Below are 26,095 nucleotides of genomic sequence, written 5' to 3'. Positions count from 1 at the left end.
TAAAAATGGGGGGATTACCGGGGGATGAGGGCAGCGCTTTGCTCAGGAGAGAGACGGCTTGCCAATACAGCTTGGGGTGCGGGGGGCATTGCCCTTCTCCTGCCACTCGTTCTCTGTGTAGGTATGCAGAGCCAGTGCATGAACAGCGCCTGCCAGCTCATCGGCCAGAATGGCATTGACTTGGCGATGGCGAGCCAACAGCCGTTGCCCTGCAAATTGCTCGCTGACGATCACCACCTTGAAGTGGCTCTCTGAACCCGGTTCCACACGGTGCATGTGGCTTTCGTTGATCACCTCCAGCAGAGTCGGGGAGAGGGCGGCGGTCAGCTTGGCTGCAATCAGTTGTTGGATAGTCATCGGGTCTGCTTCCAGAGTGAATGTCGGGCCATTCTAGCGGCAGTTACGGTATGGAATAAGCCCCCGAAAGGGAGAAATCGCCGTCGTTCGCCCGCTTGATGCGCATCGAACTGGTGAAATTTCTGCTCCTCGCTAGAATAGCGCCACTTTGCGTCACCCCTGGCGCCTGTATACACGAACCAAGCCGAGGTTGGACTCTTCCTATGCAAACCCTTCTCGACACTCCCCACTGCCAGCTCATGCTCTACCGCTATCCGCGCCAGAGTCAGGAGCCCCTGCAAGCCTGGGATGCGGCTGACGAATATCTGATCAACACCCTGGCTGAATCTCCCCTCGAGCAGGCGGGCCCGGTGATCATCATGAACGACGGCTTCGGGGCCCTGGCGGCATACCTGCATCCTCACTCCCCCTGTTGCGTCACCGACTCCTATATCAGCGAGCGGGCAACTTTAGCCAATCTGGCCGACAACGGACTCGATGCTGACGGAATAACGCTGCAGGATGGACTGGCGCCGCTGCCGAATGCCCCCGTGCTGGTGGTGATCAAGGTCTCAAAATATCAGGCGCTGCTGGAGCAGCAACTGCTGGCGTTGCGTCAGGTGGTGACACCGGCAACCCGCGTCATCGCCGCTGGCAAGGCGAAGGATATTCATACCTCCACCCTCAAGCTGTTCGAGAAGTATCTGGGGCCGACCCGCACTTCGCTGGCCTGGAAAAAGGCGCGCCTCATTCACTGCGAGCCGCAGGCAGAGCAACCCGCGCTGGCCAATCCGTTCCCGACCGTCTGGCCGCTGGAGGGGACCGACATGCTGATCCACAACCATGCCAACGTCTTCTCGCGCACCAGTCTCGATATCGGTGCCCGTTTTATGCTGGACAATTTACCGGTCAACAGTGCGCGGAAAGTGATCGATTTGGGTTGTGGTAACGGGGTGCTGGGCCTCTCGCTGCTGGCCAAAGACAGTGAGGTCGAGGTGACCTTTATCGATGAATCCTATATGGCGGTCGCTTCGGCACAGCTTAACGTCGAGCACAATCTGCCCGATGCACTGCCGCGCGCCCACTTTATGGTCAACAACTGTCTCGACGGTGTGGCTGTCGGCTCGGCGGATCGGATCCTCTGCAATCCCCCCTTCCATCAGCTGCAGGCGATCACCGATCATATCGCCTGGCAGATGTTCAGTGATGCGCACCGGGTGTTGCCTCAAGGGGGTGAACTCTGGATAGTAGGCAACCGTCATCTGGACTATCACAACAAACTCAAGCGCTTGTTTGCCAACGCACAAGTCGTTGCGTCGAACAGCAAATTCGTTATTTTGAAAGCCATCAAACGCTAAAGCCAAAGGAAACCATGATGAAAAAGTCACTCTTGCTGCTGGCCGCCCTGATGCTGGGCGGGTGTGCCACTCATTGGCCGGAGACGGCGCTGCTCAATCCGCAGGTGATCCCCGCCAACCAGCAATACTACTCTGGCAATCGCATCACCATGGAAGGGGTAGACAAGCGTGAGGCCGCCTATGTCTTCTCCATCAAACATAAAGAGAAAGCGCCGGTGCTGGTCAATAGCGAGCGCCCGCTCAATCTGCTGATGGCCGAGCGGCTGGCCGAAGGGCTGCGCAGCCAGGGTCTGGAAGTGGGCAACAGTGGTACCACTAACCTGACACTGCTGATCTCCAATGCGGCGATCAACGTGGAAGAGAAGACCTTTACCTATGTCACCAAGTCCCGCGTCAGCCTGCAGGTGATCGCCGATTTCCAGGGCAACCGTCTGACCAAGCAGTTCAACATGTCCTCCAGCAAGGAGAGCCCGAGCGAACCGGGCATGGCCGATCTGGAGTCGACCCTGAACCTGCAACTGGGCAGCGTGCTGCAACAGATCATGGCGGATGACGCGCTGCGTGGTTACCTGAAAGGTCAACCGAACGGTGCAGGGGTCTGATGATGAAAAAACTCTGGTTACTGGCCATGTTGATCGCCCCGTTGGCATTTGCTGGCCCGAAAGTGAGATTGGAGACCAACCACGGCAATATCGTGGTGGAACTGGCGTCCAAACAAGCCCCCCAGACGGTGAAGAACTTCCTGCGTTATGTGGCTGATGGCAGTTACGATGGCAGCCTGTTCCACCGGGTGATCCAGGACTTTGTGGTGCAGGGGGGCGGCTACAATCAGCAGTTCCAGCAACTGCCCACCTTTGACCCCGTGATCAACGAGTCTCGTGGCGGTCTGCCCAACAAACGCGGCAGCATCGCCATGGCCCGTACTCAGGCAGTCGACAGTGCCACTCGCCAGTTTTACTTCAATCTGGTCGACAACAATAACCTCAACGCCGGTGGCGCCGCCGGTTATACCGTGTTTGGTCAGGTGGTACAGGGGATGGATGTACTGGATAAGCTGGCTCAGGTACAGACCGGTTACAGCTCCATTCTGCGCGCCAACGATGTACCAACCAGCCCCATCATCCTGAAGAAGGTGGTGCTACTGGCTGAAACCGCCGCGGACAAGAAAGTCGACAAGAAAGCGAGCAAATAACCTCGCTGGAGGCTGCGAGTCACCGCGCTCTCGTCACGCACTATGCAAGGCACATCCCGCTTGGGATGTGCCTTTTTTCTATTCAGGCTTCTTTGCGCCTATCTCTTTGCTCGCCTTGGCTATCTGCCATCAACCTGCCAAAATGGCGCACTTTTCTAAAGTCGTCAGGTAGTTGAACATGGTCCGTAAGCCAAGCTGGAGAGAGTCCCTCGCCGTTTATCTCGAATTTCGGGTGTTTATTCTCTTTGCCATGGGTTTCTCATCGGGCCTGCCGCTGTTGCTGGTGTTCGGTACCCTCTCATTCTGGTTGCGCGAAGCAGACGTCAGTCTGACCGATATCGGTTACATGAGCTGGGTTGCACTCGCCTATGGTTTCAAGTGGTTGTGGTCACCGTTGGTGGATCGCATGCCGCTGCCGCTGCTCTCGAGACTGCTGGGTCGTCGCCGTAGCTGGATGTTCTTCTCCCAGTTGCTGATCGCCGCGGCGCTGGTGGGCATGGCCTTTTGTGATCCCAAGACCGGGTTGGCTCAACTGGCGATGTTTGCCCTGCTGGTGGCCTTTGCCTCGGCGACACAGGATATTGTCATCGATGCCTATCGCATCGAATCCGCCCCCGAGCGGCTGCAGGCCGCGATGGCTGCCTCTTATATGACCGGTTACCGGCTGGCGATGATCATGGCAGGCGCGGGTGCGTTGGCGCTGGCGGCCTGGTTTGGCAGCAACAGCGGTTATGACTATCGTGGTTGGCAAATTACTTATCTGGTGATGGCGGGCCTGATGTCCCTTGGGGTCATCACCACCCTGTTTTGTCACGAACCGGATATTGATCTGGCGGGGCAGGGCGAGCAACAGGCCGAACGCAAGGCGCTGCTGCTGGAGAAGGGGTGGCCAACGCTGTTGGCGAGTGCGGGGGCCTGGGGCTACGAAGCAGTCTGGTGTCCGTTTGCCGATTTTTTCCGTCGCTATGGTAGCTCGGCGCTGCTTATTTTGGCGCTGATCGCCTGTTACCGGGTGGCGGATGTGGTGATGGGGGTGATGTCCAACAGCTTTTACGTGGATATGCAGTTCAGCAAAACCGAAGTAGCCAGTATCACCAAGGTATTTGGCGTCATCATGACCCTGGTCGGTGCCGCGCTGGGGGGAATACTGGTGATGCGTTTTGGTACCTTGCGTATTCTGTTTCTCGGTGCATTGCTCACCGCCAGCACTAACTTGCTGTTCGCCCTGCTGCATCAGGTGGGCCACAACCTGGAGCTGCTGACCCTGATCATCTCGCTGGATAACCTCAGCGCGGGTATTGCAACCGCCGCTTTCGTGACCTATCTCTCCAGCCTGACCAATGTGGCGTTTTCAGCGACCCAGTACGCCTTGTTCAGCTCGGTGATGTTGCTATTGCCCAAGTTGCTGGCCGGTTTCTCGGGGCAGGTGGTGGAGCAAATTGGCTACAGCACCTTCTTTGTCGCGACCAGTGTGCTCGGCTTACCGGTGTTACTGTTGATTGTTTTGGTGGCCAGAAAGGGGAATCAGTTGCTATCCGCTGCTGACAAATAGCAAGCGTTTGCGTAAAATGCGGGGTGATTAGATTCACACTTCCGGATAAAGTTCCCGAGAAGTTGTTTCTACCCCTATTTTATTTGATTAGAATTGCTCTCGCTCCTTGTGGGCAGGCTACGGAAAACCTCAACTAACGTACAAGAGACCAATAAAATGGCCAAATTTACCAAGACTCTTATCGCTGCCGGTCTGCTGGCTGCTGCCGCTACCCCTGCCTTTGCTGCTGATTACAGCGGTGATATCCACAAGAATGACTTCAAGTGGATGCAGTTCAACGTAATGCATACCATTGACCAGCGTCCTATGAGTGCGAAGGATGGCTACAACGATACCTACTTGGAAATGGAATTTGGTGGTCGTTCCGGTATGTTTGATCTGTATGGCTATGTCGATGTGTTCGATATTTTCCAAAGCAGCCACAGTGACAAACATAACGGCAGCAATATCTTCATGAAATTTGCTCCGCGTCTCTCCTTGGATGCCCTGACTGGTAAGGATCTCTCTTTTGGTCCTGTGCAAGAACTTTATATTGCCACTTTGAACAACGTTGAAACCGGACACGGTAAAGATGGCAATATGATGGAGAATATGATCGGTTTGGGTACTGATGTTCAGGTGCCTTGGTTCGGTAAAGTTGGCATGAACCTGTATGCACGTCATGCAACCGAAAGTGGCTTCACTGCAGAAGAAGGCGACTGGAACGGTTATCAGTTCTCCATGAACTGGTTCAAACCTTTCTATACCTTCTCCAACGGCAGCTTTGTCTCCTATCAGGGCTACCTGGATTATCTGTTTGATAAAGATACTCACGGCGACAACAACCAGAGTGCCAATGGCCTGGGTACTTTCCACGGTATCTACTGGCACTCCGACCGTTATGCTGTTGGCTACGGTCTGAAGTACTTCAACGAAATCTACGGTATCAACAATGGTGCCTTTGGTGGTCTGAGTACTACCGGTTTCGGCCACTACTTCTCTGTTACCTACAAGTTCTAATAAAACTTGGGGTACAAAAAACCGGAGCATTTGCTCCGGTTTTTTTATGGCTGCGATTTATAGCGTGGCACGAGTCAATGAGTGCGCCACGGCTGAGTGGATAAATTAATCGCGGAAGTTCTGGAACTGCATCGGTTGACCCAGCTCGGCGCCACGCACCAGTGCCATAGCCTCTTGCAGATCGTCACGCTTCTTGCCGGTGACGCGCACTTCATCGCCTTGAATGGCAACTTGCACCTTGATCTTGGAGTCCTTGATCAGCTTGACCAGCTTCTTGGCGATCTCTTTTTCGATCCCCTGCTTGAACTTGACGGTCAGGTGGAAGCGCTTGCCGGAGTGAACGCTGTCCCCAGCTTCCATCGAGCTGTTCTCAATATTGCGCTTGAGCAGGGCGGCGCGCAGGATCTCGACCATCTGCTTGAGCTGGAAGTCGGCATCGGCCTCCAACTTTACTTCTTCTTTGTTCAGCTCGAAGCTGGCTTCAACACCACGAAAATCGAAACGGGTCGCCAGTTCACGATTGGCGTTCTCGACGGCGTTCAACACCTCGTTCATTTTGACTTCTGAGACAATATCGAATGACGGCATGTCAGGGCTCCTCATGTTGCGCTATAGGTGGGCAAATCTACCAGAAAATCGGCAAATTTGCTGATTTTGATAGGGCCGCTCTGCTAGAATCCCCTGCGCACAGAACGGGTGGACCCGTTAGTGTCCATTCATGATATCTTCAATTTCCTTCGGTAACAGGTTGAGAGGAATGCAACCCTTACCCTGACAGAGTCACATCATGCCAAGCGGATTTAAGAGTTCCCGACAGCTTGCTACCCCTGCTGTTATTCCACCTGTTATCCCGCAGTGGTCACTGTTGGGATGCGGCGCCCTCGGCGGCGTGGTTGCCTCCCTGTTGACCATCAGCGGCCAATCAACCCGTGTCTTGTTGCGAGATCACCATCAGTCCACGCTCCATCCGGGGACCGATTTCACCTCGCTGGAAGGGCAGGTGCAACTGCTCAATATCGAGCGCGGATTTGTCAGCAAACCCGGCAAGATCAAGCGTCTGCTGGTGATGACCAAGGCCAGCCAGGTCATTGCGGCATTGACGCCGCTGGCAGGTAAACTGGACGCTGCGGTACCGATTGTGTTGTTGCACAACGGGATGGGGATTGCCGAGCAGGTAGTCGAGATGTTCCCGCACAATCCGGTGATTGCCGGGGTGACCAGCCATGGTGCCATGCGCTGCGGCCATTTTGTCTTCCGCCATACCGGCAAGGGTGAAACCTGGCTTGGCCCGCTCAATGAGGCTGCCAAGGCTCATGCCGCACTCGCGGATGATCTTGCTACTGCCCTCGGTCAGGCTGGCTGGGATGAGCAGGTCTTGGCACGTCAATGGCAAAAGTTGGCGATAAATTGTGCCATCAATCCGCTGACTGCGCTCTACAAGCTGAAAAACGGCGAGCTGGCTGGCCCCCGTTTTGCCGATGTCCTGCAGCAGATCTGTGTGGAAGTGGCGGATGTGATGTGCGCCGAAGGTATTGCCACCACGGCTGAAGAGCTGCAGCGCCGGGCGATGACAGTGGTCGAGTTGACTGCCGACAACCACTCCTCCATGTATCAGGATATGGATCTGGGGCGAGAGACCGAGATTGAGGCCATCACCGGCTTCCTGCTGAGCAAGGCGGCCAAACATGGCATCGCCGTACCGGTCAATCAGGGGCTTTATCAGGCGATCAAAGAGAAGAGTCAGGCAGTCTGACCTTTTTACACGGCAGAACAAGCTGCAAGGAGGCTGAAGTGAGTGTACTGGTGCTGGTGGCCCCCGGGTCGGAAGAGATAGAGACAGTTGCCATCGTTGATACCCTGGTGCGTGCGCGCATCGAGGTGCTGTTGGCCTCTTGTTGTCCTGCCGGGTTGCGGCAGATCCGCGCCTCGCGCGGAGTACAACTGGTGGCGGATTGCCATATCGACGAGCTGACCGGTCGGGACTTTGAGGCCATAGTGGTGCCGGGTGGCTTGCCCGGCAGCGAAGTGATCCGCGATACCCCGCTGGCCATCGATCTGCTCAAAGAGCAGGCTGCCCTTGGCCGCTGGCGTGCCGCCATCTGTGCCGCCCCCGTGGTGGTGTTGCAACATCACGGCCTGCTGGATGGCGCCATCGTCACCTGCCACCCCGTCTTTCAGACGCAATTGCCCGCGTCGCTGTTGTCCCGTGAGCGGGTGGTCAGGGATGAGGCCCATCGCCTTATCACCAGTCAGGGGCCGGGCAGCGCTATCGAGTTTGCTCTCGAACTGGTGCGGGTGCTGCGCGGGGATGAGCTGGCGCTGGCGGTGGCAGGCCCCATGGTGCTGCCCTGACCGCACTCTGCTGATGAATCAAGCTAGCCATGCTTTGAAAAACGGGCCCCGGTCATCTTGATCGGGGCCCGTTTGTTATCAGCTGTTGTCGATCACGCCATCTTGCCCGGCTCAGTAGTCGTACTGTTTGCACTCCTTCTTGCTAAACTCTGCGCGCCAGCGTGATAACTCCTGCTCTGTGCCGAGCGTGTCCCCTTCCTTGATCGCCTGTTCCAGTATCTCAATCCGGTCGTAGAGCCAGCGGCACTCTGCCGTCGGGTTGTTCTTGCTGATGCCGGCTATCGGCAGCAAACAGAGTCCCAGCCAAACATATTTCATCCCGAACGCTCCTTGTCATTGTGATGGTTAAGGTCTCCTTGGAGTCTATTATTCTAGCCACAATGAGAGAGATAGAGCTACTGCTATCCTTGGGGTAAGATGATGCCATGTCTGTTTATTTATACAGTGGTATGCGCAAGATCATCCATATCGACATGGACTGCTTTTTTGCCGCAGTAGAGATGCGGGACAACCCCGCACTGCGGGAGGTGCCGCTGGCCATCGGTGGTGCCTCCGAGCGGCGTGGCGTCATCTCGACCTGCAACTATGTGGCGCGCCGCTTCGGGGTGCGCTCCGCCATGCCGAGCGCACTGGCGAAAAAGCTCTGTCCGCCGCTGGTGCTGATCCCCGGGCGAATGGCGGTTTACAAAGATATCTCCCGCCAGCTCAGGGCTATTTTCCTCCGTTATACCGATCTGGTGGAACCGTTGTCGCTGGACGAGGCTTATCTCGATGTGACGCATAGCAACTGTTGCGGCGGCAGTGCCACCTTGATGGCCCAAGAGATCCGTCAGGCTATCGTCAGCGAACTGGGCCTGACCGCCTCGGCCGGGGTGGCACCGAACAAGTTTTTGGCCAAGATCGCTTCGGAGCAGCGCAAGCCGGATGGGTTGTTTGTCATTCGCCCCGATGAGGTGGCGCAATTTGTCTGCCAGTTGCCCCTTGGCAAGCTGCCCGGGGTCGGTCGCAAGACTGCCGAGCGGCTGGAGGCGCAGGGGCTTTATACCTGCGAGGATGCACGCGCCTTGCCTGCCGACGAGCTATGCCGCCGTTTTGGCAAGTTGGGCGAGATGCTGACGAGCCGGATCTGGGGTCTGGATGAGCAGCCAGTGCAGGCGCACCGGATCCGCAAAACCATCGGAGTGGAGACCACGCTGGCGAGCGATCTGTCGAACGAGGAGGCTTGCCTGACGGTATTGCAGCAGTTGCTGCCGGAGCTTGAGCGGCGTTTCCAGGCTGCCTGTTGTGCCGAGCAGGTGATGGGGCAGGGGATTAAAATTAAATTTGCCGACTTCCATCAGACCACTGTCTATCGCAGCCAGGGCGGCTATCAGGCCAGCCTGTTTATCCCTTTGCTAAAAGAGGGTCTGCTGCGTGCGGAAGGGCGTTCAGTGCGTTTGCTGGGGTTGGTGGTGGGGTTGCCAAAAGAGGGGGAGGTTAACCAGCTATCACTGGATTTGCTGTGAGATGGTTAAGTTTTTGTTTATAAAGTCGATAATCTACCCATATCGCTGTCTTACATAGGAACATTGGCATGAGCGTACTTTCTGTCCAGGGCCGGATTACCCTGATCGCTGGCTGCTGTCTGTTGGTCACCGCTGCCGCGCTGGTTGCTTCCTCGATTTATAACGCGGACAAGATGCAGCAGCAGGTGCGACAAGCCACCATGCAGGAGGCTCAGCAGTCAGCCGAGAACTGGATGAAGGCGATGGGCTCGGAGCAGGCGGCCAAGGTGACCAGCTATCTGGATGAGGCCTATTTCCGGGCCAGTTTGTTGGCCGAGAGTGTGCTGTTCCTGCGCAAGAATGCGGCCGACAACTTTGTTCATTCAGAGGCGCTGCGCAGTGCCATCAATCAGCAGTTACACGATGCTGCCGCCTCATCCACCAATTTGCTCGGGGTATACGCGGTGTTCGAGCCTGACCAGCTGGATGGAGAGGACAGCAATTATCAGGGGTCGACCGAGCTTGGCGCCAACGACAAGGGACGGTTCTCCTCCTACTGGGCCTATGACAATGGCAAGCTGGTTGCCGAAGTGCAGAACGAGGATGTGCTTGCTGACGAGACACCTACCGCTGCTGGCGGGGTCGAAAACGAATGGTATCGCTGCAGTATCCGCTCCCGCGAACTCTGTTTGCTGGAACCCTATCTGGACGATGTTGGCGACAAAAAAGTCTTGATGACCTCGGTCACTGCACCCTTGCTTGATCAGGGGACATTGCTGGGCATGGTCGGGGTCGATATCTCCCTGAGCACTTTGCAGAATCTGGTTTCGGCGATGGATAAGGAGCTCTATGACGGCCAAGGCAAGATATTGCTGGTGAGCCATGAGGGGCGAGTGGCGGGGGCGGATCAGTTTGAGGTGACCCTGGGGCGCGGATTGGGTCAGCAGTATCAAGGGCTGGCCACCGAGCTGCAAGGGTGGCTCAGCCAGGGACAAGAGTTGAGTCGCTGGAGCCGCGATGGTGCCCTGTTGCAAACATTTATGCCGGTATCGATGCGGGGTACCGACGGCAAATGGGGTATCTACATTGAATTGCCACGGGCTGTGGTGCTCGCCTCGGCCCAGCAACTGCAGGATGATCTTGCCAGTGAAGCCCGCCGTAGCGTGGTCTCGCAGTTGATGATCGGGGTGCTGATTTCATTGGTGGCGTTGATTTTTATCTGGCTGATGGCACGCCAGATAGTGGCCCCTATTCGCGCCGTGGTGGCCCGCCTCAAGGATATCGCCACCGGCGAGGGGGATCTGACCCAGCGTATCGAGATCCAGCGACAAGATGAAATTGGCGAGTTGGCCAAGTGGTTCAACAGTTTCCTCAACAAGCTGCAATCCACCATCAGTCAGGTGATTGATACGGTTGCCGGCACCCGCAGCAGTGCCGAGCAGGCGGCGCAAGTTGCCGAGCGCACCAGCAGTGGTATGCAGGCCCAGTATCAGGAGATCGATCTGGTGGCAACCGCGTTTGAAGAGCTCAGTGCCACGGCGCTGCAGGTCTCAGGTAATGCCAGCTCTGCGGTCGCGGCGGCCAATACCACAGATGCTGCGGCGCAAGAGGGGAAATATGTGGTCGCAGATACCCAGGCAGCGATGCGCGAGCTGATGACCATCATCAACGATGCCCAGCCGGTGGTGGAACGGCTTGCCGCCAACAGTGGCAACATCAATGACATCCTTATCGTGATCCAGGGGATTGCCGAGCAGACCAATTTGCTGGCATTGAATGCGGCGATCGAGGCGGCGCGGGCCGGTGAGCAGGGCCGTGGTTTCGCGGTGGTGGCTGATGAGGTGCGTAATCTGGCCGGTCGCACCCAGAATGCCATCGTCGAGATCCAGAATCTGATCAGCCAGCTGCAATCCGGTACCGGCGCCGTGGTCAAGGCGATCCGTGATGGCCATGGTCAGGCGGACGAGACCCTCGCCAAGGTGGATCTCTCGGTGCAGGTGCTGGAGCAGATCATCCAGTCGGTCTCCACCATCCATCAAATGAACGAGCAGATTGCCCGTGCAGCCCAAGAGCAGAGCCGGGTGGCAGACGAGATCAATCGCAACGTCAGCAATATTCGCGATGTGAGCCATACCATCCGTGCCGAAGCGGCGACCTCTGCCGAAAATGGTCGGGAGTTGTCGCTACTGGCAGATAAACAGCAGCAGTTGGTGGGGCAGTTCAAAGTATAAAAGGATGAAAAAAGGCGCCATCCGACTGGAGGCGCCAAACACATTCAGATGACAGACGGGGTCAAATCGATAAGATTTGAGCCCCCCTTCCCGCAGAGGAAGTAACACAACACCACAATCACAGTCGAAAGAGTCACTAAAAACACATGTAAACCAACATGTAGTAGAAAATGTGAGCCATATGACGACTGATTGCTGGGCGAATTATGTTTATTCACTGGTCGGCCCGCAACCGACAAATTATAATGCGCCCCATTAGAAAAACTCATCGTCGGCTGGTGTCATGTCTCGTCGTTTACCACCGCTTAATGCCCTCAAGGCGTTTGAAGCAGCGGCTCGTCACTTAAGCTTTACCCGCGCAGCAGAAGAGTTGTTTGTGACTCAAGCTGCCATCAGTCATCAGATCAAGGCGCTGGAGGAGTATCTTGGTATCAAGTTGTTCCGCCGTAAAAATCGCTCCTTGTTGCTGACCGAAGAGGGGCAAGGCTATTTTCTCGACATCAAAGATATTTTTACCTCCATCTCGGAGGCGACCGACAAGTTGCTGGCCCGCAGCGCCAAGGGGGCGCTGACCGTCAGTTTGCAGCCGAGTTTTGCCATCCAGTGGCTGGTGCCACGACTGGTGCGCTTCAGCGAGCGCCACCCGGATATCGATGTGCGGATCAAGGCGGTCGATCTTGATGAAGGGGCGCTTACTGACGATGTGGATGTTGCCATCTATTACGGGCGCGGCAACTGGCCCGGCCTGCGGTGCGACAAATTGCACACCGAATACCTGATCCCGGTCTGTTCCCCTTTGCTGCTGACCGGGCCCAAGCCGCTCCGGACACCGGATGACCTGGTCCGTCATACCTTGTTGCACGATACTTCACGCCGCGACTGGAAGGCCTGGTTCCGCCAGCTCGATATCGATGCCCCCAACGTCAATCAGGGGCCTATTTTCAGCCACTCGACCATGGTGATCCAGGCTGCTATCCACGGTCAGGGGGTGGCGCTTGGCCACAGTGTGCTGGCTCAACCAGAGATCGAAGCGGGTCGCCTTATCTGCCCGTTTGAGCAGGTGCTGGTGAGCAAGAATGCCTTCTATCTGGTTTGTCAGGAACAACAGTCGGATCAGGGCAAAATCGTCGCCTTCCGCGACTGGATGCTGGAGCTGGTGGAGCAGGAAGAAGCCCGGCGCAGGGCGTTGCTCGGCGATGATTGATGTGCTGAGGGAGGGGGCAGTTGATGCCCCCGTTCGCATTTTGCTGGCCCATGGCGCTGGCGCAGGGATGGATCATGCCTTTCTTGCTGAGTTGTCACGCCTGCTGGCGGGGCCCGAGATCGAAGTGGTGCGCTTTAACTTCCCCTACATGACCAAACGGGCACAAGATGGCAAGCGCCGCCCGCCGGACAGGCAGCCGCTGTTACTCGAGCATTGGCGCCAGATGGTGCGGGAGTTTGCTCATCCGCGGCTATTTTTGGCAGGTAAGTCGATGGGGGGGCGGATGGCCGCCGAGTTATATCATGACGGTGGCGATGCGATGAATGCTGCAGGATTGCTCATTCTCGGGTATCCTTTCCACCCCCCGGCCAAGCCTGACCGCTGGCGGGGGGACGTGCTCAAGCAAATAAAGGTACCTACTCTGCTGTTGCAGGGAGAACGCGACACCTTCGGCAGTCGCGCCGAACTGGCAGAATTTCCCTTCTCACCCAACGTATCGGTCCATTGGTTGACCGATGGCGATCATGGTTTCAAACCACGAAAAGTCAGCGGTGTGAGCGAGCAGGAAAACATGCAGTATGCCGCGGATACCATCAAGCACTTTGTTGCCCTGCGCGGGTAGCCAAGTGGTGATGGCTGATGTGCCGGGCCTGACAAGACAGGAATAATGAGGATGCAGATCCACCGACATTGGCTGGTGCTGGCGGGCTTTTTTGGCCTGACCGGGACCATGCTGGGCGCTTATGGTGCTCACGGTCTGGCGGCGAGCGGTATTACCCCCGCGCTGTTGGCCGCATTCAATACCGCCGTGCAATACCAGTTTTTTCACACATTGGCCCTGCTGGTATTGGGCTTTTGTGGCGTGCGCAGCAAGGTGATTAACCTGGCTGGCACCGCATTTGTGCTGGGGATCTTCGGATTCTCCGGCAGTATTTACGCCATGGTGCTGCTTGGCAGCAAAGGGTTGGGGCTTATCACCCCGGCTGGTGGCCTCTGTTTTATGTTGGGATGGGTAGCTCTGATATGGGCTGGCTGTCGTCTTGGAGGAAAAAATGAATAATCTGCTGCTTTATTGCCGCCCCGGTTTTGAGAAAGAGGCGGCGGCAGAGATCACCGAGCGTGCCAGTAGCATGCAGTGCTACGGTTTTGCCCGGGTCAAGGACGACAGCGGTTATGTGATCTTCGAGTTGTATGATGAGGAGCAGGCCGATCTGTTGGCCCGCAAACTGCCATTCAAAGAGCTTATCTTTATTCGTCAGATGCTGGTGGTGACCCACGAGCTGAAGGATCTGGATGTCTCCGATCGGATTTCACCGATCATTGAAGCGACCAGTGAGTACACCATTTGTGGTGATGTGCGGGTTGAGACCGCTGACACCAACGAAGCGAAAGAGCTGTCGGCTTTCTGCCGCAAGTTCACTGTGCCGCTGCGTCAGGCGCTGCGTAGCAATGATCGCCTGACCAAGAAGGAGACGCCGCACCGTCCGGTGTTCCACGCCTTCTTCATGGCTAACGATCACCTGTTGCTGGGTTACTCCTACTCGTTCAACAACTCCGAATTCCACATGGGGATCCCGCGTCTGCGTTGTCCGCCGGATGCACCGAGTCGCTCCAGCCTCAAGCTGGAAGAGGCGTTTTACGTCTTTGTTCCCCGTGAAGAGTGGGAGTTGCGCCTCTGCTCCGGCCTGAAGGCGGTGGACCTGGGCGCTTGCCCGGGTGGCTGGACTCATCAGCTGGTACGTCGTGGCATGATGGTAACCGCAGTGGATAATGGCACCATGGCCCAATCCCTGATGGATAGCGGTCAGGTCAAGCACCTGCGCGATGATGGTTTTGTCTGGCGTCCGAGCAAGAAGAATACCTACTGGCTGGTGTGCGACATGGTTGAGAAACCGGCGCGGGTCGTCCACATGATCGCGGACTGGTTCCGTGAGAATGATTGTCAGGAAGCGATGTTTAACCTCAAGCTGCCGATGAAGAAGCGCTATGCCGAAGCGGTACACAACATTGAGGTGTTGCGTGGCATGCTTAAAGAGATCGATAACGCCTTTGTGATCCAGGCCAAGCAGCTCTATCACGATCGTGAAGAGATCACCGTGCACGTTTATAACAAGTACTGGATCTCCAAGCTGCAAGCCAAGGAGTAAGCTCCTTCGCGAGAGGCTGATCAAAAAAACCGACCGCAGTGATGCGGTCGGTTTTTTTTGCTTGGCGGGATGAGTGCTCCGTCAGAAGCGGTAATCCAGGCGCAGGGATGATTCATCATCGGTCAGCTTTAACTCTATTTGCAGCGGAATGGTCTTATCGAGCGGGCTGAACTGCATTTTGAGCCCATCACCGCGTAATCTGACGGAAGTATGCATCCCCCCTGCCTTGAATTTGACCTTGGGTCGAAAGCGCTCGACTGACAGGCTGACACTCTTCTCCGGGGTCAGATTAAGTTGCGGGTAGGAGGTGATCTTCTGATTACCAACGCTATCGGTAGACACCTCGATGCCAAACGAGAGGGCTTTGGGGGCCTTGAGCAGGTCGTTGGTATCCAGGCTGGAACGCCAGACTTCGGTAGCGGCCCGTTTATCTTGCAGTGGCAGCCTGGCGCTTTGACTCTTTTGAGTCAATTCGAATGCCCCGACACCGCTACTGAGCAGTAGCCAAACCGGGATCAGATAGAGCCCTCCTCCGTTCATAAACAAGCCTCCTTGCTATCCGTATCTTTAGAACATAGTTGCTGTCCAGCCTCCGGGAAAGGGGTAGGAGATATAAAAAAGGGAGCCGAAGCTCCCTTTTTAAATCAATGGATTAACTCACAGTCGATCGATGATCGCCTGGGTGAATTCGCTGGTGGAAGCGCTACCGCCCAGATCGCGGGTCACCCGATCACCGGATTCGATGGTAGCTCGTACTGCCTCGCGGATCCGCTCTGCTTTATCCTGCATGCCGAGGTACTCCAGCATCTGGATGGAGGCGAGGATCACCGAGGTCGGGTTGGCAATGTTTTTGCCCGCAATGTCGGGGGCAGAGCCATGTACCGCTTCGAAGATGGCTGCGCCATCGCCGATATTGGCACCCGGTGCCATACCCAGACCGCCCACCAGACCGGCGCAGAGATCCGAGAGGATGTCACCAAACAGGTTGGTGGTGACCATCACATCGAAGCGCTCCGGATACATCACCAGATTCATGCAGGCGGCGTCGACGATCATCTCTTCGCTCTGGATATCCGGGTAGTGGCCGGCGATTTCACGGGCCACTTCGAGGAACAGGCCAGAGGTCGATTTGAGGATGTTGGCCTTGTGGATAATGGTGACCTTCTTGCGCCCCTCTTGGCGGGCCAACTCGAAGGCGAACTTGACGATGCGCTCGGCTCCGTCGCGGGTGATGATGCTCATCGCCTCGGCGCTCTTGTTGTCATCGCTGCGCTTCTGACCGGCACCCGAGTACATACCCTCGGTGTTCTCGCGCACCGTGATGATATCGATGTTCTCGTAACGGCTTTTGGTGCCCTTGAAGGAGATAACCGGACGTACGTTGGCGTAAAGGTTGAACTTCTTGCGCAGGGAGACGTTGATCGAGGTAAAACCGCCACCGACCGGCGTGGTCAATGGCCCTTTCAGGCTGACCTTGTTCTTCTCAATCAGATCCAGGGTTGCCTGGGGCAGCAGCTCACCATGTTTTTCGAGGGCAACCAGACCGGCATCCGCATATTCGTATTCAAAATCGCAGCCCGCATGGGTCAGGATCTGGATGGCTGATTCGATGATGCTGGGGCCGATGCCATCGCCGGGGATCACGGTAATTTTTCTTTTGGACATGAGAGGGTTCCACTTCCAGGGTATAGGGGAGGATGGGGCTGCTTTATAGCATTTACTCAGCAAACCAACCACATTCCTTTACATTCTACTCACTTTCATCAACAGCGAGGGTGAGTCTCGTCATGGTTCGCGCCCTTGCCTGTATTTTTCTTCGGTGATTCACCCTGGTTGAGGCGGGTAACGGATGTCCCGCAGGTTGAACCCCAGCACGATATCCCGTTGCAAGCGCACCAGCCGCTGGGCTAGCAAGGCATCATCCTGATGCTGGCGCAGCTTGAGCAGGGGCTTGCTGGTGTCCTCTTGCTGGCAAGCGGCCAGCATGGCCGTTAAATTCCCGTATTGCTGCACCAATTGTGTGGCGGTTTTGGGGCCAATACCGGGCACCCCCTTGATATTGGAACCATTGATACCGGTCAGGGCCCAGAAGTCGACCAGTTGAGCGGGTGTTACCCCATATTGCTGCTGGACGAAGGCCGCATCCAGCCAGCGTTTGTTGAAGTAGTCGCGCACCTGGATCTGCGGGCAGATGAGCTGGCAGAACCCCTTGTCGGTGGAGATGATGGTCGCCTGATGGCCGTGACTGGCGATGCCGCAAGCCAAGGTGGCGATGAGGTCATCCGCCTCATCGGTCTCGGAGAGCAGGGCATCGACCCCGCACTCCCAGAAGGCATCCTGCAGGGTCGCCAGCCCTTCACGCAGCTCGGGGGGCATGGGCGTGCGCCCCTCTTTGTAGGCCGGATAAACCCCTTTGCGCCAGCTGTGTATCTCCCCATCGAACACGGCTATAACATGGGTCGGTTCGCTATTGGCGAGCAGCTTACGGCAGGTGTTGATCAGGTTGGCACGGGTAGCAACCAGCGCCTGGGCCGGTGTCAGTGCCTGCTGGGTTTGCACCGCATGCAGACGGCGAATGAGGTTGAGGGCATCGATGATAAGCAGATGTGGCATGGGGCACTCTTGGCTGTCAGGACGCGCTATTGTAGCAACTGCTTGGCTTGATGGGCGTTTTTCGGTGTAATCCGCACGCCAGAGAGTAAAAAGAGAGGGGCGCCAGTGCGCCCCTCCCTTCGTATTACGATGCCTGCTTGCTGACGATCGTCAACGCACGATCTCGTAGCAGGGCACATACTGGCTACCCGGCAGCTTCATCCGCTGCTGTTTAACGAAGCTTTCCAGCAGCTTGTCCATCAGATGCATCAGCTCCTTGTCGCCATGCAGCTTGAAGGGGCCCTTTTTCTCGATGGCGCGAATACCCCCTTCCTTGACGTTGCCCGCGACTATGCCGGAGAAGGCACGACGCAGGTTGGCGGCAAGCAGTTGCGGCGGCTGATTGCGGTGCAGATCCAGGCTGGCCATGCTGGCGTGATCCGGCTCAAACGGTAGCTGGAATTCTGGTTCAATCTTGAGTGACCAGTTGAACGAGTAGGCATCACCGACCGATTTGCGATATTCACGGATCTTCGGCATCGCCTCTTTCATGGCGCGAGCCACTTCCGGCGCATCGCCCACGATAATCCGATACAGCTTGGTCGCCGGTTCACCCAGGGTGGCCTTGATGAAATCATCGATGGCACGGAAGTAATCTTCGCTCTCTTTCGGGCCGGTCAAAATAATCGGGATCGGCTGCCGCTCGTTGGCCGGGTGCATCATGATGCCCAGCAGATAGAGCAGCTCTTCAGCGGTACCGACTCCACCCGGGAAGATAATGATGCCATGGCCAAGACGGACGAAGGCTTCCAGCCGTTTTTCAATATCCGGCAGGATCACCAGCTCGTTAACGATGGGGTTGGGCGGTTCTGCGGCGATGATCGAGGGTTCGGTCAGACCAATGTAGCGGCCGTTACGTACCCGTTGTTTGGCATGGCCAACCGTTGCCCCCTTCATCGGCCCTTCCATAGCGCCGGGGCCACAGCCGGTACAGATGTTGAGTTCGCGCAACCCCAGTTCACTGCCGACTGCACGGGTGTACTGGTATTCGATCTGATTGATGGAGTGACCACCCCAGCAGACGATCAGGTTGGGATCGGCACCTGGCAGAATTACCTTGGCGTTGCGCAGGATGGCGAACACCACGTTGGAAATATGGGTAGAGTTGGTCAGGTTGACCAGGCGGTTGGATTCGAGCTGATTGGAGACATAGAGAATATCGCGCAGTACCGAGAACAGATGCTCTTGAATGCCGCGGATGATCTCGCCATCGACGAAGGCGTGCTCGGGAGCATTGAACAGCTCCAGCTTGACCCCGCGTTCGCGCCGGATCACATGAATATCGAACGATTTGAAGCGCTCCAGGATCTCCTTGGAGCTGTCGGTATGGCTACCGGAGTTGAGCACTGCCAGCGAGCAGTTGCGAAACAGTTGATAGATATCGCTGGAGGCAGTTTGCTTGAGGCGATCCACCTCAAGCTGCGACAGCAAGTCCATGCTGCCGACGGGATTGATGTGCGTAATCATAGGTTCCCCTTACTCATCTTGTTATCGTTGTGTTTTTCCCTGGGGAGAAAAGGGGACGCCATGTTGCATCCCCTGAGGTTGATAGTAGTGGCAAGGATAGGGGGAGGGAAATAGGGGGGTGACTGATCGCTGTTTTTTTAGTCACCGTTCAGGCCAGTGTCACCTGGTCTCGTCCGCCGTGTTTGGAGTGATAAAGCGCCTGATCTGCTCGCTCAAATACATCGGACGGATTATCACCCTCCTTGAACAGGGTGGCACCGATAGAGATGGTGATCTCTACCTTGGCATCACGAAAACGGAACGGGATGCTCTTGATGGTCTGGCGCAAGGTTTCAAGGGGGGTTTGAAATTTGTCAGGATTGATGTTGGGCAGCAGCACGACAAATTCTTCTCCACCAAAGCGGGCAATAAAATCGGTATCACGCAGGGCGCTTTGCAGGGCCTTGGCGACCACTTTCAAGGCTTTATCGCCGGCCAGATGGCCGTAGTTATCATTGATGTTCTTGAAGTGGTCGATGTCGATGATCGCCATGCAGAGCGGGCTGCCGTAACGTAGCCAACGTTTGTATTCCTGCTCAAGCCGTTCATCGAGTGCGGCCCGGTTGTGGACCTGAGTCAGGCTGTCGAGGAACAGTTTGTGTTTTTGGATGGTCAGCCGCTTTTTGTATTCGGCAGTCTCGTCCTTCATCAACCGCAACTTGGATTCCATGCTCGAGAGACGGGTGAGCAGATGGCGCTCTCTGGTCGCAGTGTTATCGCGATCTTGCAACAGCAAATTGATGGCACCCATATGGCCGGAGATGGCCTGTTTGAGTGCATCGATGGAGTTATGGCTGGCCAGGGAGTGATCGATGGCCTGCAGCTGGTTGACCAGCGCTTTGCGCGTTTCTGTGGTTTCATTTTGCAGCGCCCGGCCTTCATCGAGTGACTCGGTAAACCCGATGTGGACGGCTGACAGACTCTCGTTGAGGGAGCTCAGGAACGCGCGGGAGGCGGTGCGCTCCTCACGGGTGCCTTCGATGATAAGTTCGATCACCTGCAAACAGGTTTCGGCCAACAGGCCGGGATTGACCCCGACCAGCAGTTGGCGACGGATATCCGCCAGGCTTTCACCGATGGATCCGGCAAAATCGAGTTCGGTGATCAGCCGCTGCAGCTCATCGGCAATGCGAGCGTGATCCTTGAGATCAAAGGGATCCGGATCCGGTTTGATGTCGTTACCGGAGGGGTGACTGGCGGCTGATGGCTCGGTAGCGGAGGGCAGTAGCGGCTTGCTCGGCAACAGCTGGATTTTGATTGCTTGCTGGTAAAACTCCAGCAGTTTGATCACCTTGCGCTGATGATCGGCAATGCCATAGCCCGTCGGGCTGGCCAGAAATTCCTTGAGGGATTTGCGGGTATCTTCGGGGAAGCCCTTGATGGTTTTCAGCTGTTTGGAGCCAAGTTCGATGGCGGTCTGGGTCAGGGTTATCGACTCTTCCAGCGCATTGCTGTGTTGTTGCAGCAGTTTTTCAATGGCCAGCAGATCGGTTTCTAACGCGGTAAAGGCCGGATTGCCATCGAGTTTGGATTTGAGTTTGGCGAAACGGTTATCCAGTTCACGATCGAAGCCACGGCAGGAGAGCATCAACTTGTTGATGAACAGGATGCCGCGCGCCCGCTCAGCATCGGAGAAAGAGAGAACACCGTCTAGTTCCAGCTGTTTTTGCTGAAGGGATTCCCTGAGCCTGGCCAATTGTCCTGCTACGGCAGCGATGTCATTCATTATCAGGTCGCCCTGTTGTCATTATTGTTTTTGGTGTTTGATAGCAACAGTAGTAAAACCCGGTGTCGAGCTCTGGCTGTTATCTATATTGCTGGTCGGTCATCAATGACTTGCTTCCTTGCAAGCTGATGCCAATTAACCCATTGCTTTTCATGAGAAGAATTGACTTTTACCAGCCCCTTGTCAATTGCCATCAGGCCGCATTGCCACACATCCCCATTAAAAAATGCCGCCTGTTGGCAATCGATGGCTGCCAGCTCCAGCCAGGCGTTTTGCTGGTGTTTTTCACTGAGCTGAATGGCTCCCGACAGGGCCAGGTAACAGAGATCAAACAGCCCATTGTGATCAAGCGCGGTTGCCGCCTTGGGCAGGAAGGGGTGACTGACAATCCCCAGGCTTACCCGGCGATCCAGTAGGTACTGACACGGGAAGGCTGCGATAGCGAGTAGCAGGTCACTGGCCAACTGCTGCAGGTTGGCGACATGGCGCTGTGGTACGACATAAAGGAGGTGCCCTTCCCGCAGGTCATAGATACGGCCATCTTGCGGGGTTAAGGTATCGACATAGGCTCCAAACGCCAACTCAATCTCGCTGCTGGCCTGATAACCATGCTGCTCGAGCGTGTTGCTCAGAAAGGGGACGCGGAACAGCAGATAATGCAGCTTGTCATCAAACTCGCTGGAGGGCTGTTCACTGAGATACCAGCGATCTGATTTCAGCTGGCGTTTGGCCATCTCCCTCGGCCAGCGGTTCATCAATCGTTGCCAGTTGGCTAGTCCGGATCGTGGCTCGATCAGCAAGGCCTCACCGGTTCGTTTCAGTTGCAGGCGGGTGGTACGCAACTTGAGCCAGAGGGTGAAGAAGAGGTAGATAAAGAGTGCCAGTAGCAGGCTGGTGGTGATGCTTGACCAGAGATAGCGTTCCTGCTGGTGCTGGCTGTGGTTAAGCTGCTGCTCCAGTTCTTTGATATGTTGCACCCGCTCGACCTGGACATAGTTGTCACGGATTGCGGCTTGTTCCAGGGCAATCTCTTGCTGGCGCACCTCTTCACCCAGTCGGTGGAAACGTTTGTAGCTGTCGAGGGCCTGGCGCACATACCCTTTCTGTTCATATGCCAGCGAGAGCAGGCGGAATACCTCGAACTGACGACGGGTATCGCCAATCTGCTTGGCCAGCGCCCGTGCGTTTTCCAGCTGCAAGATGGCGATGGCCGCTTCCTGCTTCTTGAGATAGAGCTCACCGAGTAATAGCAGCGTGTCGATCAGTGGTTCTTTGGCATCATTGAGCTCATGGGATTGACGCGCGGCGTTGAGGTAGTTGCTGGCCAGCGAGAGATTGCCACTTTGCAGATAGGTTTTGCCGATCTCGTATTTGAGCAGCGAGCTTTTGGACCGACTCGTCTCGTCATCGAGCAAGTCCAGCGCATTGAAAAAATAGACCAGCGCCATATTGAGGTCGCCTTGATCACGATTAAGTCGTGCCAGCACCATCAGGGAGTCACAAAGCAGCGACGGGTTGCCGATGGAGTGAAAATAGTTGGCGGCCTCATTGGCATATTGCAGCGCTTTCTGCGGTTCATGCTCCTGCTGATAGAGTTTGACGATCTGGTTCGATAGCAGACCGAGAAATAGCGGATCACTGAGGTTCTTGGCCTGCTGCAGGGCATCGATATATTCCCCTAGCGCCAGTTGTGGCTGTTGCAGCGAGCGATAAAGGTCACCACTGATGGCACTGACCCAGGCGCTGGCAAGGGGATCGGGGGTTTTGGCTGCCCAGATCCGCGCTTCGGCCAAATGGGCTTTGGCATCATCAAAATGTTGAGTGTCGATATCGTAGCTGGTGCGTTGCAGGCGGCTATACACCTGCAATCGACTCTGTTTTAGATTGGGTTTCGCCAGCAGGGTTTCCAGTTCGGCAAGCAAGCTGTGGCTGGTGCTTTGGCTATTTTGACGGAGTCCCTGACTGCGAATTTTCAGGTACAGACCGTGGGCCTTGAGCTCTGGTTGCTGCTCCTTGTCAGCCAGTGCCATCGCTTGATCGAGCGCCTGCTGGGTAGCCTGGTACTGACCCAGTTGCAGCAGACACTCCCCCTTGAGCAGGTGAGCCCCGATAGTCTGGGCCACGGTGCTATAGCTCAGGATCGGCTCTCGATAGCCAAACTCCTGGCGATTATTGATGATTTGCTGAGAATTATTGGCCGCGCGGGTCAGGAAGGCTGAGGTGATCTGGACACATTTGGCTGGGTCGGTCAGTACCATTGATTGTGCTTGCTGCAGATCGATAGATAGCTGTTCTCGGTCCAGGTCCAGATTGGGGGCGGACAGAGAAGACATCATCATGGCCAGAAAAAACAGTTGATTCATTGGATTATGGACGGCGCGGAGGTGAAGGCATGTTATCCAAGCCTCCCCCTGCGAGTCCAGTGTTTACTGTGGGCAGGTTGTGGTTGCACCTGTCACTGTTCGCCCCGCGTGGCCGGGGGCACCAGGGGGATAGAGGGGCCAGTATCTGGCCCCATCCGCGCAGTCAGTGGTTACTGACGGATCAGGCGCAGGTTGGCAGGCACCACTTCGAAATCGGAGCGGAACGGGTTGATATCCAGACCGCCGCGACGGGTATAGCGGGCATAAACGGTGAGCTGCGCTGGCTGGCAGTAGTGCTTGAGGTCGATAAAGATCCGCTCGATGCACTGCTCGTGGAACTCGTTGTGCTGGCGGAACGAGATGAGGTAGCGCAGCAGCTTCTCCCGATCGAGTTTTGGCCCCTTGTAGCGGATCACCACAGATCCCCAGTCTGGCTGGCTGGTGACCAGACAGTTGGATTTGAGCAGGTGGCTGTGCAGGGTCTCTTCTACCTGCTCGCTGCCAGCCGCCCCTTGCAGCAAGGCGGCGTCAAACTGGTAGTTGTCTACCTCGATATCTTGCTCATCGATGCACGCGCCGGGCAGCAGGGCGATCTGATGCGGCGCCTGCTCGAGGGGGAACAGGGTGACCTTGACGGTCTCGCCGGCGCAGGCGCTCAGATCCTTGGTCAGCATGGCGGCCACTGCATCGATGGAGTCGCAACGGGTCTGGTTGAACGAGTTGAGGTAGAGCTTGAAGGATTTTGACTCGATCAGATTCGCGCTGGTGGCCGGAATGGTCACCTCACCGAGCGCAACCATCGGCTTGCCCTTTGTATTGAGCCAGGAGAGTTCGTAGAGAGTCCAGACATCGCAACCGCTAAAGGGCAGGGCATCGCCCAGTTGGAGATCATCCCGGTTCAGACTGCGGGGCACCGGCTGCAGCAGGGAGGGGGTGTATTGGCTGATGTAGTCGGCTTGCTGGCCCAGGCTCAGGCCGGTCAGGGCGCTGGCCCCGGCGTATCTATCTTGTTTGTTCACAGATTTACTCACGTAATGTGCTCATAAAGAGTGGATGAACTGAAGGTAAAATGGGGCTATTGCACTGATACCTAGCAATTTTGAGCTGGCAAGGGATGAAGCATGCCCCGTTATCGGGCATCGAACGGCTGTGGTCGGGCAGCCTTGTCTGTCACCCTGATTGATGGTGCAATAGCGAACTTTGCCAGCAATTGTGGGGATTTTCGATGTCGGATCAAGTTTTGTCTGCCCTGGAGTACTTTTTGGCCCGCTGGCAACGGGATGGCGAGGCCAGAAGAGGCCTGCCCCTGTGCGAGTGGGAGGCGGACTGGCGATCTCCGTGCCAGCTTGGTGAGCCCGCGGATGGTCGAGTGGCCTGGCGCCCGCACCATAGCCCCGAGCCTGCCGATTTTACCGCCATGGCCGATGCCCTTGAGTTGACGATTCACCCCGGTGCCATCGCCCTGTTTGGGCATTGGTTCAGCCGCCCCATCCCCTGCCTTTTCAAGGGGCTGCGTCTTGAACTGATCCTGCCGTGGAACGAAGCGGATCTCGATTTGCTCAGGGAGAACCTCATCGGCCACCTGCTGATGCTGCGCAAGCTCAAGCGCGCCCCCTCCATCTTTATTGCGACCACCCGCAACGAGATGACGCTCATCTCGCTGGATAACGACAGTGGTCAGGTGTGGCTGGAGTGGCTCGATTCTGGCCGTCGCCTGCCGCTGGCCCCCTCACTGCCCGCGTTTCTTGAGCGGCTGGAGACCTTGCCGCAATAAGCGCGTCCGTTACCTGTTGGTCAATGAAAAAGGCCTTGCCGGATGGCAAGGCCTTTTTGTTAGCGGAGTGAGTCGATGCCCGTGCGAGCGAGGCTCAATCCTTGAAATCCCAAGATAGATTAGAGACCAGTCGGCAGCGGTCGCACTTGAAGTCGAAGATCTCGTGCAGCGGCGTTGCCAGCGCCCACTCACCGCCACAGCCGGGGCAGGGGCGCGTCTGCTCTTCGGCGGCGCTCAGGCCACCGACCCGGTAGAGATAGTAGTAGGTGGGGATGCCGCTCAACACTTCCAGCCGTTTGCTCAAATCGCTACCGCGCCGGTAGAGGCGGCTGCCCACCTCGCCAATCTCGTGCAGCGCCGCATGCTCGGCGATGGAGCCGTTCATCTGCAACTGGTCGCACGCTTCCCAATCCTCTTGCCACTTGATGATCTGTTTCTGATCGCCATTGGCGACGGCGGGCAGTTGGTAGAGCGGGATGGGGGCGAAGTGATCGCCACAGCGCAGCGGCGAGCAGGTGTGCAAAAAGCTGGTGTAGAGCAGCATCCAGCTCGGCCGCTCACCCAGCTCGCCGCAAGGGTCGGTACTGTCTGAAAGTAAATCTGCCCCCTGCAACTGCAGTTTCGGCGCCAGCAGTCCGGCCTGATTGAGCTGCTGTTCTGCCAGTTTGACCTGCTCGCTCTGGTTGTCCGGGTGCAGGCTATCTTGCTCCGGGCAGACCACCCGGCTGACGAAATAGCCTTCTTGCATGCTGGTGGGGAACTCCCGCCCGAGGATCTGCCCTTGATAGCGCAGCATGTCGAGGTAGTTGACGATGGCCCGCTCGGCCTCGCCAAGGGAGGTATCGCGGTAACATTCAAAGCAGAGTTCGACGATATACATGGCTCAGCGCTGCCCCTGCTGGATGAGCAGGTCGGTCAGCCGATCCACCTTCTGTTCGATGCGCGCGAGCTGCTCGGCGAGTTGCTGCAGGGTGAGCTCAGGTGCGGGCTGGGGGACCGCTTCCGGCAGGCTCTCGCGCTCGTGAGATGCGGCTGGCTGCTGCTTCCACTGGCTCAATACTTTCAGCAGCTCGGCCATCGGCACCGGCTGGCTTAGGCGCGCTTTGACCATTGCGGTGGTGGGGGTGAACCCTTTGGCGGCCAACTCGTTGGCAATTCGGATGATCTCGTGGGCGGACATAAGCATGCTCTGGGTGAGAAGGGGATGGCGATATCGGGG

General features: G+C 56.6%; 26 protein-coding genes. 14 read left to right on the top strand and 12 right to left on the bottom strand.

Translation table 11 applies throughout. The features are described 5' to 3' along the window. Positions 1 to 42 precede the first annotated feature (42 nt). Positions 43 to 357 carry a BolA family protein gene (locus CF137_RS08595; protein ID WP_101316192.1) on the bottom strand — a complete coding sequence of 105 codons (315 nt, stop codon included), beginning with the start codon at positions 355 to 357 and terminating at the stop codon, positions 43 to 45. Positions 358 to 560: 203 nt separating this feature from the next. Between CF137_RS08595 and CF137_RS08590 the strand changes: the two genes are divergently transcribed. The 5 genes from CF137_RS08590 (at position 561) to CF137_RS08570 (ending at position 5,437) form a co-directional block, all read left to right on the top strand. Continuing rightward, the gene (locus CF137_RS08590; protein WP_139718724.1) at positions 561 to 1,694 is read left to right on the top strand and encodes a methyltransferase; all 1,134 of its coding nucleotides are present in this window, start codon (positions 561 to 563) and stop codon (positions 1,692 to 1,694) included. A 17-nt stretch (positions 1,695 to 1,711) separates the two neighbouring features. After that, on the top strand, positions 1,712 to 2,296 hold the full coding sequence (locus CF137_RS08585) for a YajG family lipoprotein (RefSeq protein ID WP_139718722.1): 585 nt from the start codon (positions 1,712 to 1,714) through the stop codon (positions 2,294 to 2,296). A 2-nt stretch (positions 2,297 to 2,298) separates the two neighbouring features. Then, positions 2,299 to 2,886 (top strand): peptidylprolyl isomerase, encoded by a 588-nt coding sequence (locus CF137_RS08580; RefSeq protein WP_139718727.1) that lies wholly within the window; start codon positions 2,299 to 2,301, stop codon positions 2,884 to 2,886. 172 nt (positions 2,887 to 3,058) lie between these two features. After that, a complete protein-coding gene (locus CF137_RS08575; protein WP_139718720.1) occupies positions 3,059 to 4,438 on the top strand; it encodes an AmpG family muropeptide MFS transporter in 1,380 nt (459 codons plus the stop codon). Between the two features lie 156 nt (positions 4,439 to 4,594). Continuing rightward, a complete protein-coding gene (locus CF137_RS08570) occupies positions 4,595 to 5,437 on the top strand; it encodes a nucleoside-specific channel-forming Tsx family protein (protein ID WP_101316185.1) in 843 nt (280 codons plus the stop codon). Positions 5,438 to 5,542: 105 nt separating this feature from the next. On the opposite strand, the gene CF137_RS08565 is transcribed toward CF137_RS08570, so the two are convergent. Beyond that, complete coding sequence (locus CF137_RS08565; RefSeq protein ID WP_042019988.1) at positions 5,543 to 6,025, bottom strand: YajQ family cyclic di-GMP-binding protein; 483 nt, start codon at positions 6,023 to 6,025, stop codon at positions 5,543 to 5,545. A 199-nt stretch (positions 6,026 to 6,224) separates the two neighbouring features. Between CF137_RS08565 and CF137_RS08560 the strand changes: the two genes are divergently transcribed. Further along, positions 6,225 to 7,190: a ketopantoate reductase family protein gene (locus tag CF137_RS08560; RefSeq protein WP_162515897.1), complete on the top strand. Its 966-nt coding sequence runs from the start codon at positions 6,225 to 6,227 to the stop codon at positions 7,188 to 7,190. Positions 7,191 to 7,228: 38 nt separating this feature from the next. After that, positions 7,229 to 7,789 (top strand): DJ-1 family glyoxalase III, encoded by a 561-nt coding sequence (locus tag CF137_RS08555; RefSeq protein ID WP_139718719.1) that lies wholly within the window; start codon positions 7,229 to 7,231, stop codon positions 7,787 to 7,789. A 111-nt stretch (positions 7,790 to 7,900) separates the two neighbouring features. On the opposite strand, the gene CF137_RS08550 is transcribed toward CF137_RS08555, so the two are convergent. Next, entirely contained in the window at positions 7,901 to 8,107 is a 207-nt protein-coding gene (locus CF137_RS08550) for a hypothetical protein (protein ID WP_139718717.1), read from the bottom strand. A gap of 131 nt (positions 8,108 to 8,238) precedes the next feature. Here CF137_RS08550 and dinB point away from each other — a divergent pair, with 131 nt between their 5' ends. The 6 genes from dinB to rlmM all read left to right on the top strand — a co-directional run bounded on the left by dinB (position 8,239) and on the right by rlmM (position 14,855). Further along, positions 8,239 to 9,294 carry a DNA polymerase IV gene (gene dinB, locus CF137_RS08545; protein ID WP_101323860.1) on the top strand — a complete coding sequence of 352 codons (1,056 nt, stop codon included), beginning with the start codon at positions 8,239 to 8,241 and terminating at the stop codon, positions 9,292 to 9,294. A 68-nt stretch (positions 9,295 to 9,362) separates the two neighbouring features. Then, entirely contained in the window at positions 9,363 to 11,504 is a 2,142-nt protein-coding gene (locus CF137_RS08540) for a methyl-accepting chemotaxis protein (RefSeq protein ID WP_139718715.1), read from the top strand. 283 nt (positions 11,505 to 11,787) lie between these two features. Further along, positions 11,788 to 12,708, top strand: coding sequence for a transcriptional regulator GcvA (locus tag CF137_RS08535; protein ID WP_101316175.1), 921 nt, complete (start codon positions 11,788 to 11,790; stop codon positions 12,706 to 12,708). After that, the gene (locus CF137_RS08530; RefSeq protein WP_139718713.1) at positions 12,701 to 13,330 is read left to right on the top strand and encodes an alpha/beta fold hydrolase; all 630 of its coding nucleotides are present in this window, start codon (positions 12,701 to 12,703) and stop codon (positions 13,328 to 13,330) included. Before CF137_RS08535 ends, CF137_RS08530 begins: the two co-directional genes overlap by 8 nt. A gap of 51 nt (positions 13,331 to 13,381) precedes the next feature. Next, entirely contained in the window at positions 13,382 to 13,768 is a 387-nt protein-coding gene (locus CF137_RS08525) for a DUF423 domain-containing protein (protein WP_098968762.1), read from the top strand. Continuing rightward, positions 13,761 to 14,855, top strand: coding sequence for a 23S rRNA (cytidine(2498)-2'-O)-methyltransferase RlmM (gene rlmM, locus CF137_RS08520; RefSeq protein WP_068976822.1), 1,095 nt, complete (start codon positions 13,761 to 13,763; stop codon positions 14,853 to 14,855). The genes CF137_RS08525 and rlmM overlap by 8 nt, the downstream gene beginning before the upstream one ends. A gap of 81 nt (positions 14,856 to 14,936) precedes the next feature. Here the strand turns inward: rlmM and CF137_RS08515 are convergent, their stop codons facing one another. The 7 genes from CF137_RS08515 to queF form a co-directional block, all read right to left on the bottom strand. Then, on the bottom strand, positions 14,937 to 15,395 hold the full coding sequence (locus tag CF137_RS08515) for a hypothetical protein (RefSeq protein WP_101323864.1): 459 nt from the start codon (positions 15,393 to 15,395) through the stop codon (positions 14,937 to 14,939). Between the two features lie 117 nt (positions 15,396 to 15,512). Continuing rightward, entirely contained in the window at positions 15,513 to 16,520 is a 1,008-nt protein-coding gene (locus CF137_RS08510) for an isocitrate dehydrogenase (RefSeq protein ID WP_042020006.1), read from the bottom strand. Between the two features lie 159 nt (positions 16,521 to 16,679). Beyond that, positions 16,680 to 17,468 carry a flap endonuclease Xni gene (xni, locus tag CF137_RS08505; RefSeq protein ID WP_139718711.1) on the bottom strand — a complete coding sequence of 263 codons (789 nt, stop codon included), beginning with the start codon at positions 17,466 to 17,468 and terminating at the stop codon, positions 16,680 to 16,682. Positions 17,469 to 17,618: 150 nt separating this feature from the next. Beyond that, a complete protein-coding gene (ppnN, locus tag CF137_RS08500; RefSeq protein WP_101323866.1) occupies positions 17,619 to 18,974 on the bottom strand; it encodes a nucleotide 5'-monophosphate nucleosidase PpnN in 1,356 nt (451 codons plus the stop codon). Between the two features lie 148 nt (positions 18,975 to 19,122). Then, entirely contained in the window at positions 19,123 to 20,739 is a 1,617-nt protein-coding gene (locus CF137_RS08495) for a GGDEF domain-containing protein (RefSeq protein ID WP_139718709.1), read from the bottom strand. 83 nt (positions 20,740 to 20,822) lie between these two features. Beyond that, the gene (locus CF137_RS08490) at positions 20,823 to 23,102 is read right to left on the bottom strand and encodes a tetratricopeptide repeat protein (RefSeq protein WP_139693005.1); all 2,280 of its coding nucleotides are present in this window, start codon (positions 23,100 to 23,102) and stop codon (positions 20,823 to 20,825) included. A gap of 170 nt (positions 23,103 to 23,272) precedes the next feature. Further along, positions 23,273 to 24,121, bottom strand: a complete 849-nt coding sequence (gene queF / locus CF137_RS08485; RefSeq protein ID WP_139718707.1) for an NADPH-dependent 7-cyano-7-deazaguanine reductase QueF — start codon at positions 24,119 to 24,121, stop codon at positions 23,273 to 23,275. Between the two features lie 206 nt (positions 24,122 to 24,327). Between queF and CF137_RS08480 the strand changes: the two genes are divergently transcribed. Continuing rightward, positions 24,328 to 24,876, top strand: a complete 549-nt coding sequence (locus CF137_RS08480; protein WP_139718705.1) for a SecY-interacting protein Syd — start codon at positions 24,328 to 24,330, stop codon at positions 24,874 to 24,876. A gap of 94 nt (positions 24,877 to 24,970) precedes the next feature. Here the strand turns inward: CF137_RS08480 and CF137_RS08475 are convergent, their stop codons facing one another. Beyond that, positions 24,971 to 25,756: a Zn-ribbon-containing protein gene (locus CF137_RS08475; RefSeq protein WP_139718704.1), complete on the bottom strand. Its 786-nt coding sequence runs from the start codon at positions 25,754 to 25,756 to the stop codon at positions 24,971 to 24,973. A gap of 3 nt (positions 25,757 to 25,759) precedes the next feature. Continuing rightward, entirely contained in the window at positions 25,760 to 26,056 is a 297-nt protein-coding gene (locus CF137_RS08470) for a DNA-binding protein (RefSeq protein ID WP_101346410.1), read from the bottom strand. Positions 26,057 to 26,095 lie beyond the last annotated feature (39 nt).

The organism is Aeromonas sobria (assembly GCF_006243315.1).
GTDB classification, from domain to species: Bacteria; Pseudomonadota; Gammaproteobacteria; order Enterobacterales; family Aeromonadaceae; genus Aeromonas; species Aeromonas sobria_A.
Note: the sequence above shows the minus strand (reverse complement) of the source record. Positions and strands in the feature narration are given on the sequence as shown.

What these genes read in the sequence shown, in the direction of transcription:
- CF137_RS08495 (WP_139718709.1), bottom strand. Translation starts at nt 20,739, where the DNA reads ATGAATGACATCGCTGCCGTAGCAGGACAATTGGCCAGGCTCAGGGAA.
- CF137_RS08595 (WP_101316192.1), bottom strand. Translation starts at nt 357, where the DNA reads ATGACTATCCAACAACTGATTGCAGCCAAGCTGACCGCCGCCCTCTCC.
- CF137_RS08540 (WP_139718715.1), top strand. Translation starts at nt 9,363, where the DNA reads ATGAGCGTACTTTCTGTCCAGGGCCGGATTACCCTGATCGCTGGCTGC.
- CF137_RS08580 (WP_139718727.1), top strand. Translation starts at nt 2,299, where the DNA reads ATGAAAAAACTCTGGTTACTGGCCATGTTGATCGCCCCGTTGGCATTT.
- CF137_RS08490 (WP_139693005.1), bottom strand. Translation starts at nt 23,102, where the DNA reads ATGAATCAACTGTTTTTTCTGGCCATGATGATGTCTTCTCTGTCCGCC.
- CF137_RS08510 (WP_042020006.1), bottom strand. Translation starts at nt 16,520, where the DNA reads ATGTCCAAAAGAAAAATTACCGTGATCCCCGGCGATGGCATCGGCCCC.
- CF137_RS08585 (WP_139718722.1), top strand. Translation starts at nt 1,712, where the DNA reads ATGAAAAAGTCACTCTTGCTGCTGGCCGCCCTGATGCTGGGCGGGTGT.
- CF137_RS08470 (WP_101346410.1), bottom strand. Translation starts at nt 26,056, where the DNA reads ATGTCCGCCCACGAGATCATCCGAATTGCCAACGAGTTGGCCGCCAAA.
- ppnN (WP_101323866.1), bottom strand. Translation starts at nt 18,974, where the DNA reads ATGATTACGCACATCAATCCCGTCGGCAGCATGGACTTGCTGTCGCAG.
- CF137_RS08550 (WP_139718717.1), bottom strand. Translation starts at nt 8,107, where the DNA reads ATGAAATATGTTTGGCTGGGACTCTGTTTGCTGCCGATAGCCGGCATC.
- CF137_RS08570 (WP_101316185.1), top strand. Translation starts at nt 4,595, where the DNA reads ATGGCCAAATTTACCAAGACTCTTATCGCTGCCGGTCTGCTGGCTGCT.
- CF137_RS08560 (WP_162515897.1), top strand. Translation starts at nt 6,225, where the DNA reads ATGCCAAGCGGATTTAAGAGTTCCCGACAGCTTGCTACCCCTGCTGTT.
- xni (WP_139718711.1), bottom strand. Translation starts at nt 17,468, where the DNA reads ATGCCACATCTGCTTATCATCGATGCCCTCAACCTCATTCGCCGTCTG.
- CF137_RS08530 (WP_139718713.1), top strand. Translation starts at nt 12,701, where the DNA reads ATGATTGATGTGCTGAGGGAGGGGGCAGTTGATGCCCCCGTTCGCATT.
- rlmM (WP_068976822.1), top strand. Translation starts at nt 13,761, where the DNA reads ATGAATAATCTGCTGCTTTATTGCCGCCCCGGTTTTGAGAAAGAGGCG.
- CF137_RS08590 (WP_139718724.1), top strand. Translation starts at nt 561, where the DNA reads ATGCAAACCCTTCTCGACACTCCCCACTGCCAGCTCATGCTCTACCGC.
- CF137_RS08515 (WP_101323864.1), bottom strand. Translation starts at nt 15,395, where the DNA reads ATGAACGGAGGAGGGCTCTATCTGATCCCGGTTTGGCTACTGCTCAGT.
- CF137_RS08480 (WP_139718705.1), top strand. Translation starts at nt 24,328, where the DNA reads ATGTCGGATCAAGTTTTGTCTGCCCTGGAGTACTTTTTGGCCCGCTGG.
- CF137_RS08525 (WP_098968762.1), top strand. Translation starts at nt 13,382, where the DNA reads ATGCAGATCCACCGACATTGGCTGGTGCTGGCGGGCTTTTTTGGCCTG.
- CF137_RS08475 (WP_139718704.1), bottom strand. Translation starts at nt 25,756, where the DNA reads ATGTATATCGTCGAACTCTGCTTTGAATGTTACCGCGATACCTCCCTT.
- CF137_RS08535 (WP_101316175.1), top strand. Translation starts at nt 11,788, where the DNA reads ATGTCTCGTCGTTTACCACCGCTTAATGCCCTCAAGGCGTTTGAAGCA.
- dinB (WP_101323860.1), top strand. Translation starts at nt 8,239, where the DNA reads ATGCGCAAGATCATCCATATCGACATGGACTGCTTTTTTGCCGCAGTA.
- CF137_RS08565 (WP_042019988.1), bottom strand. Translation starts at nt 6,025, where the DNA reads ATGCCGTCATTCGATATTGTCTCAGAAGTCAAAATGAACGAGGTGTTG.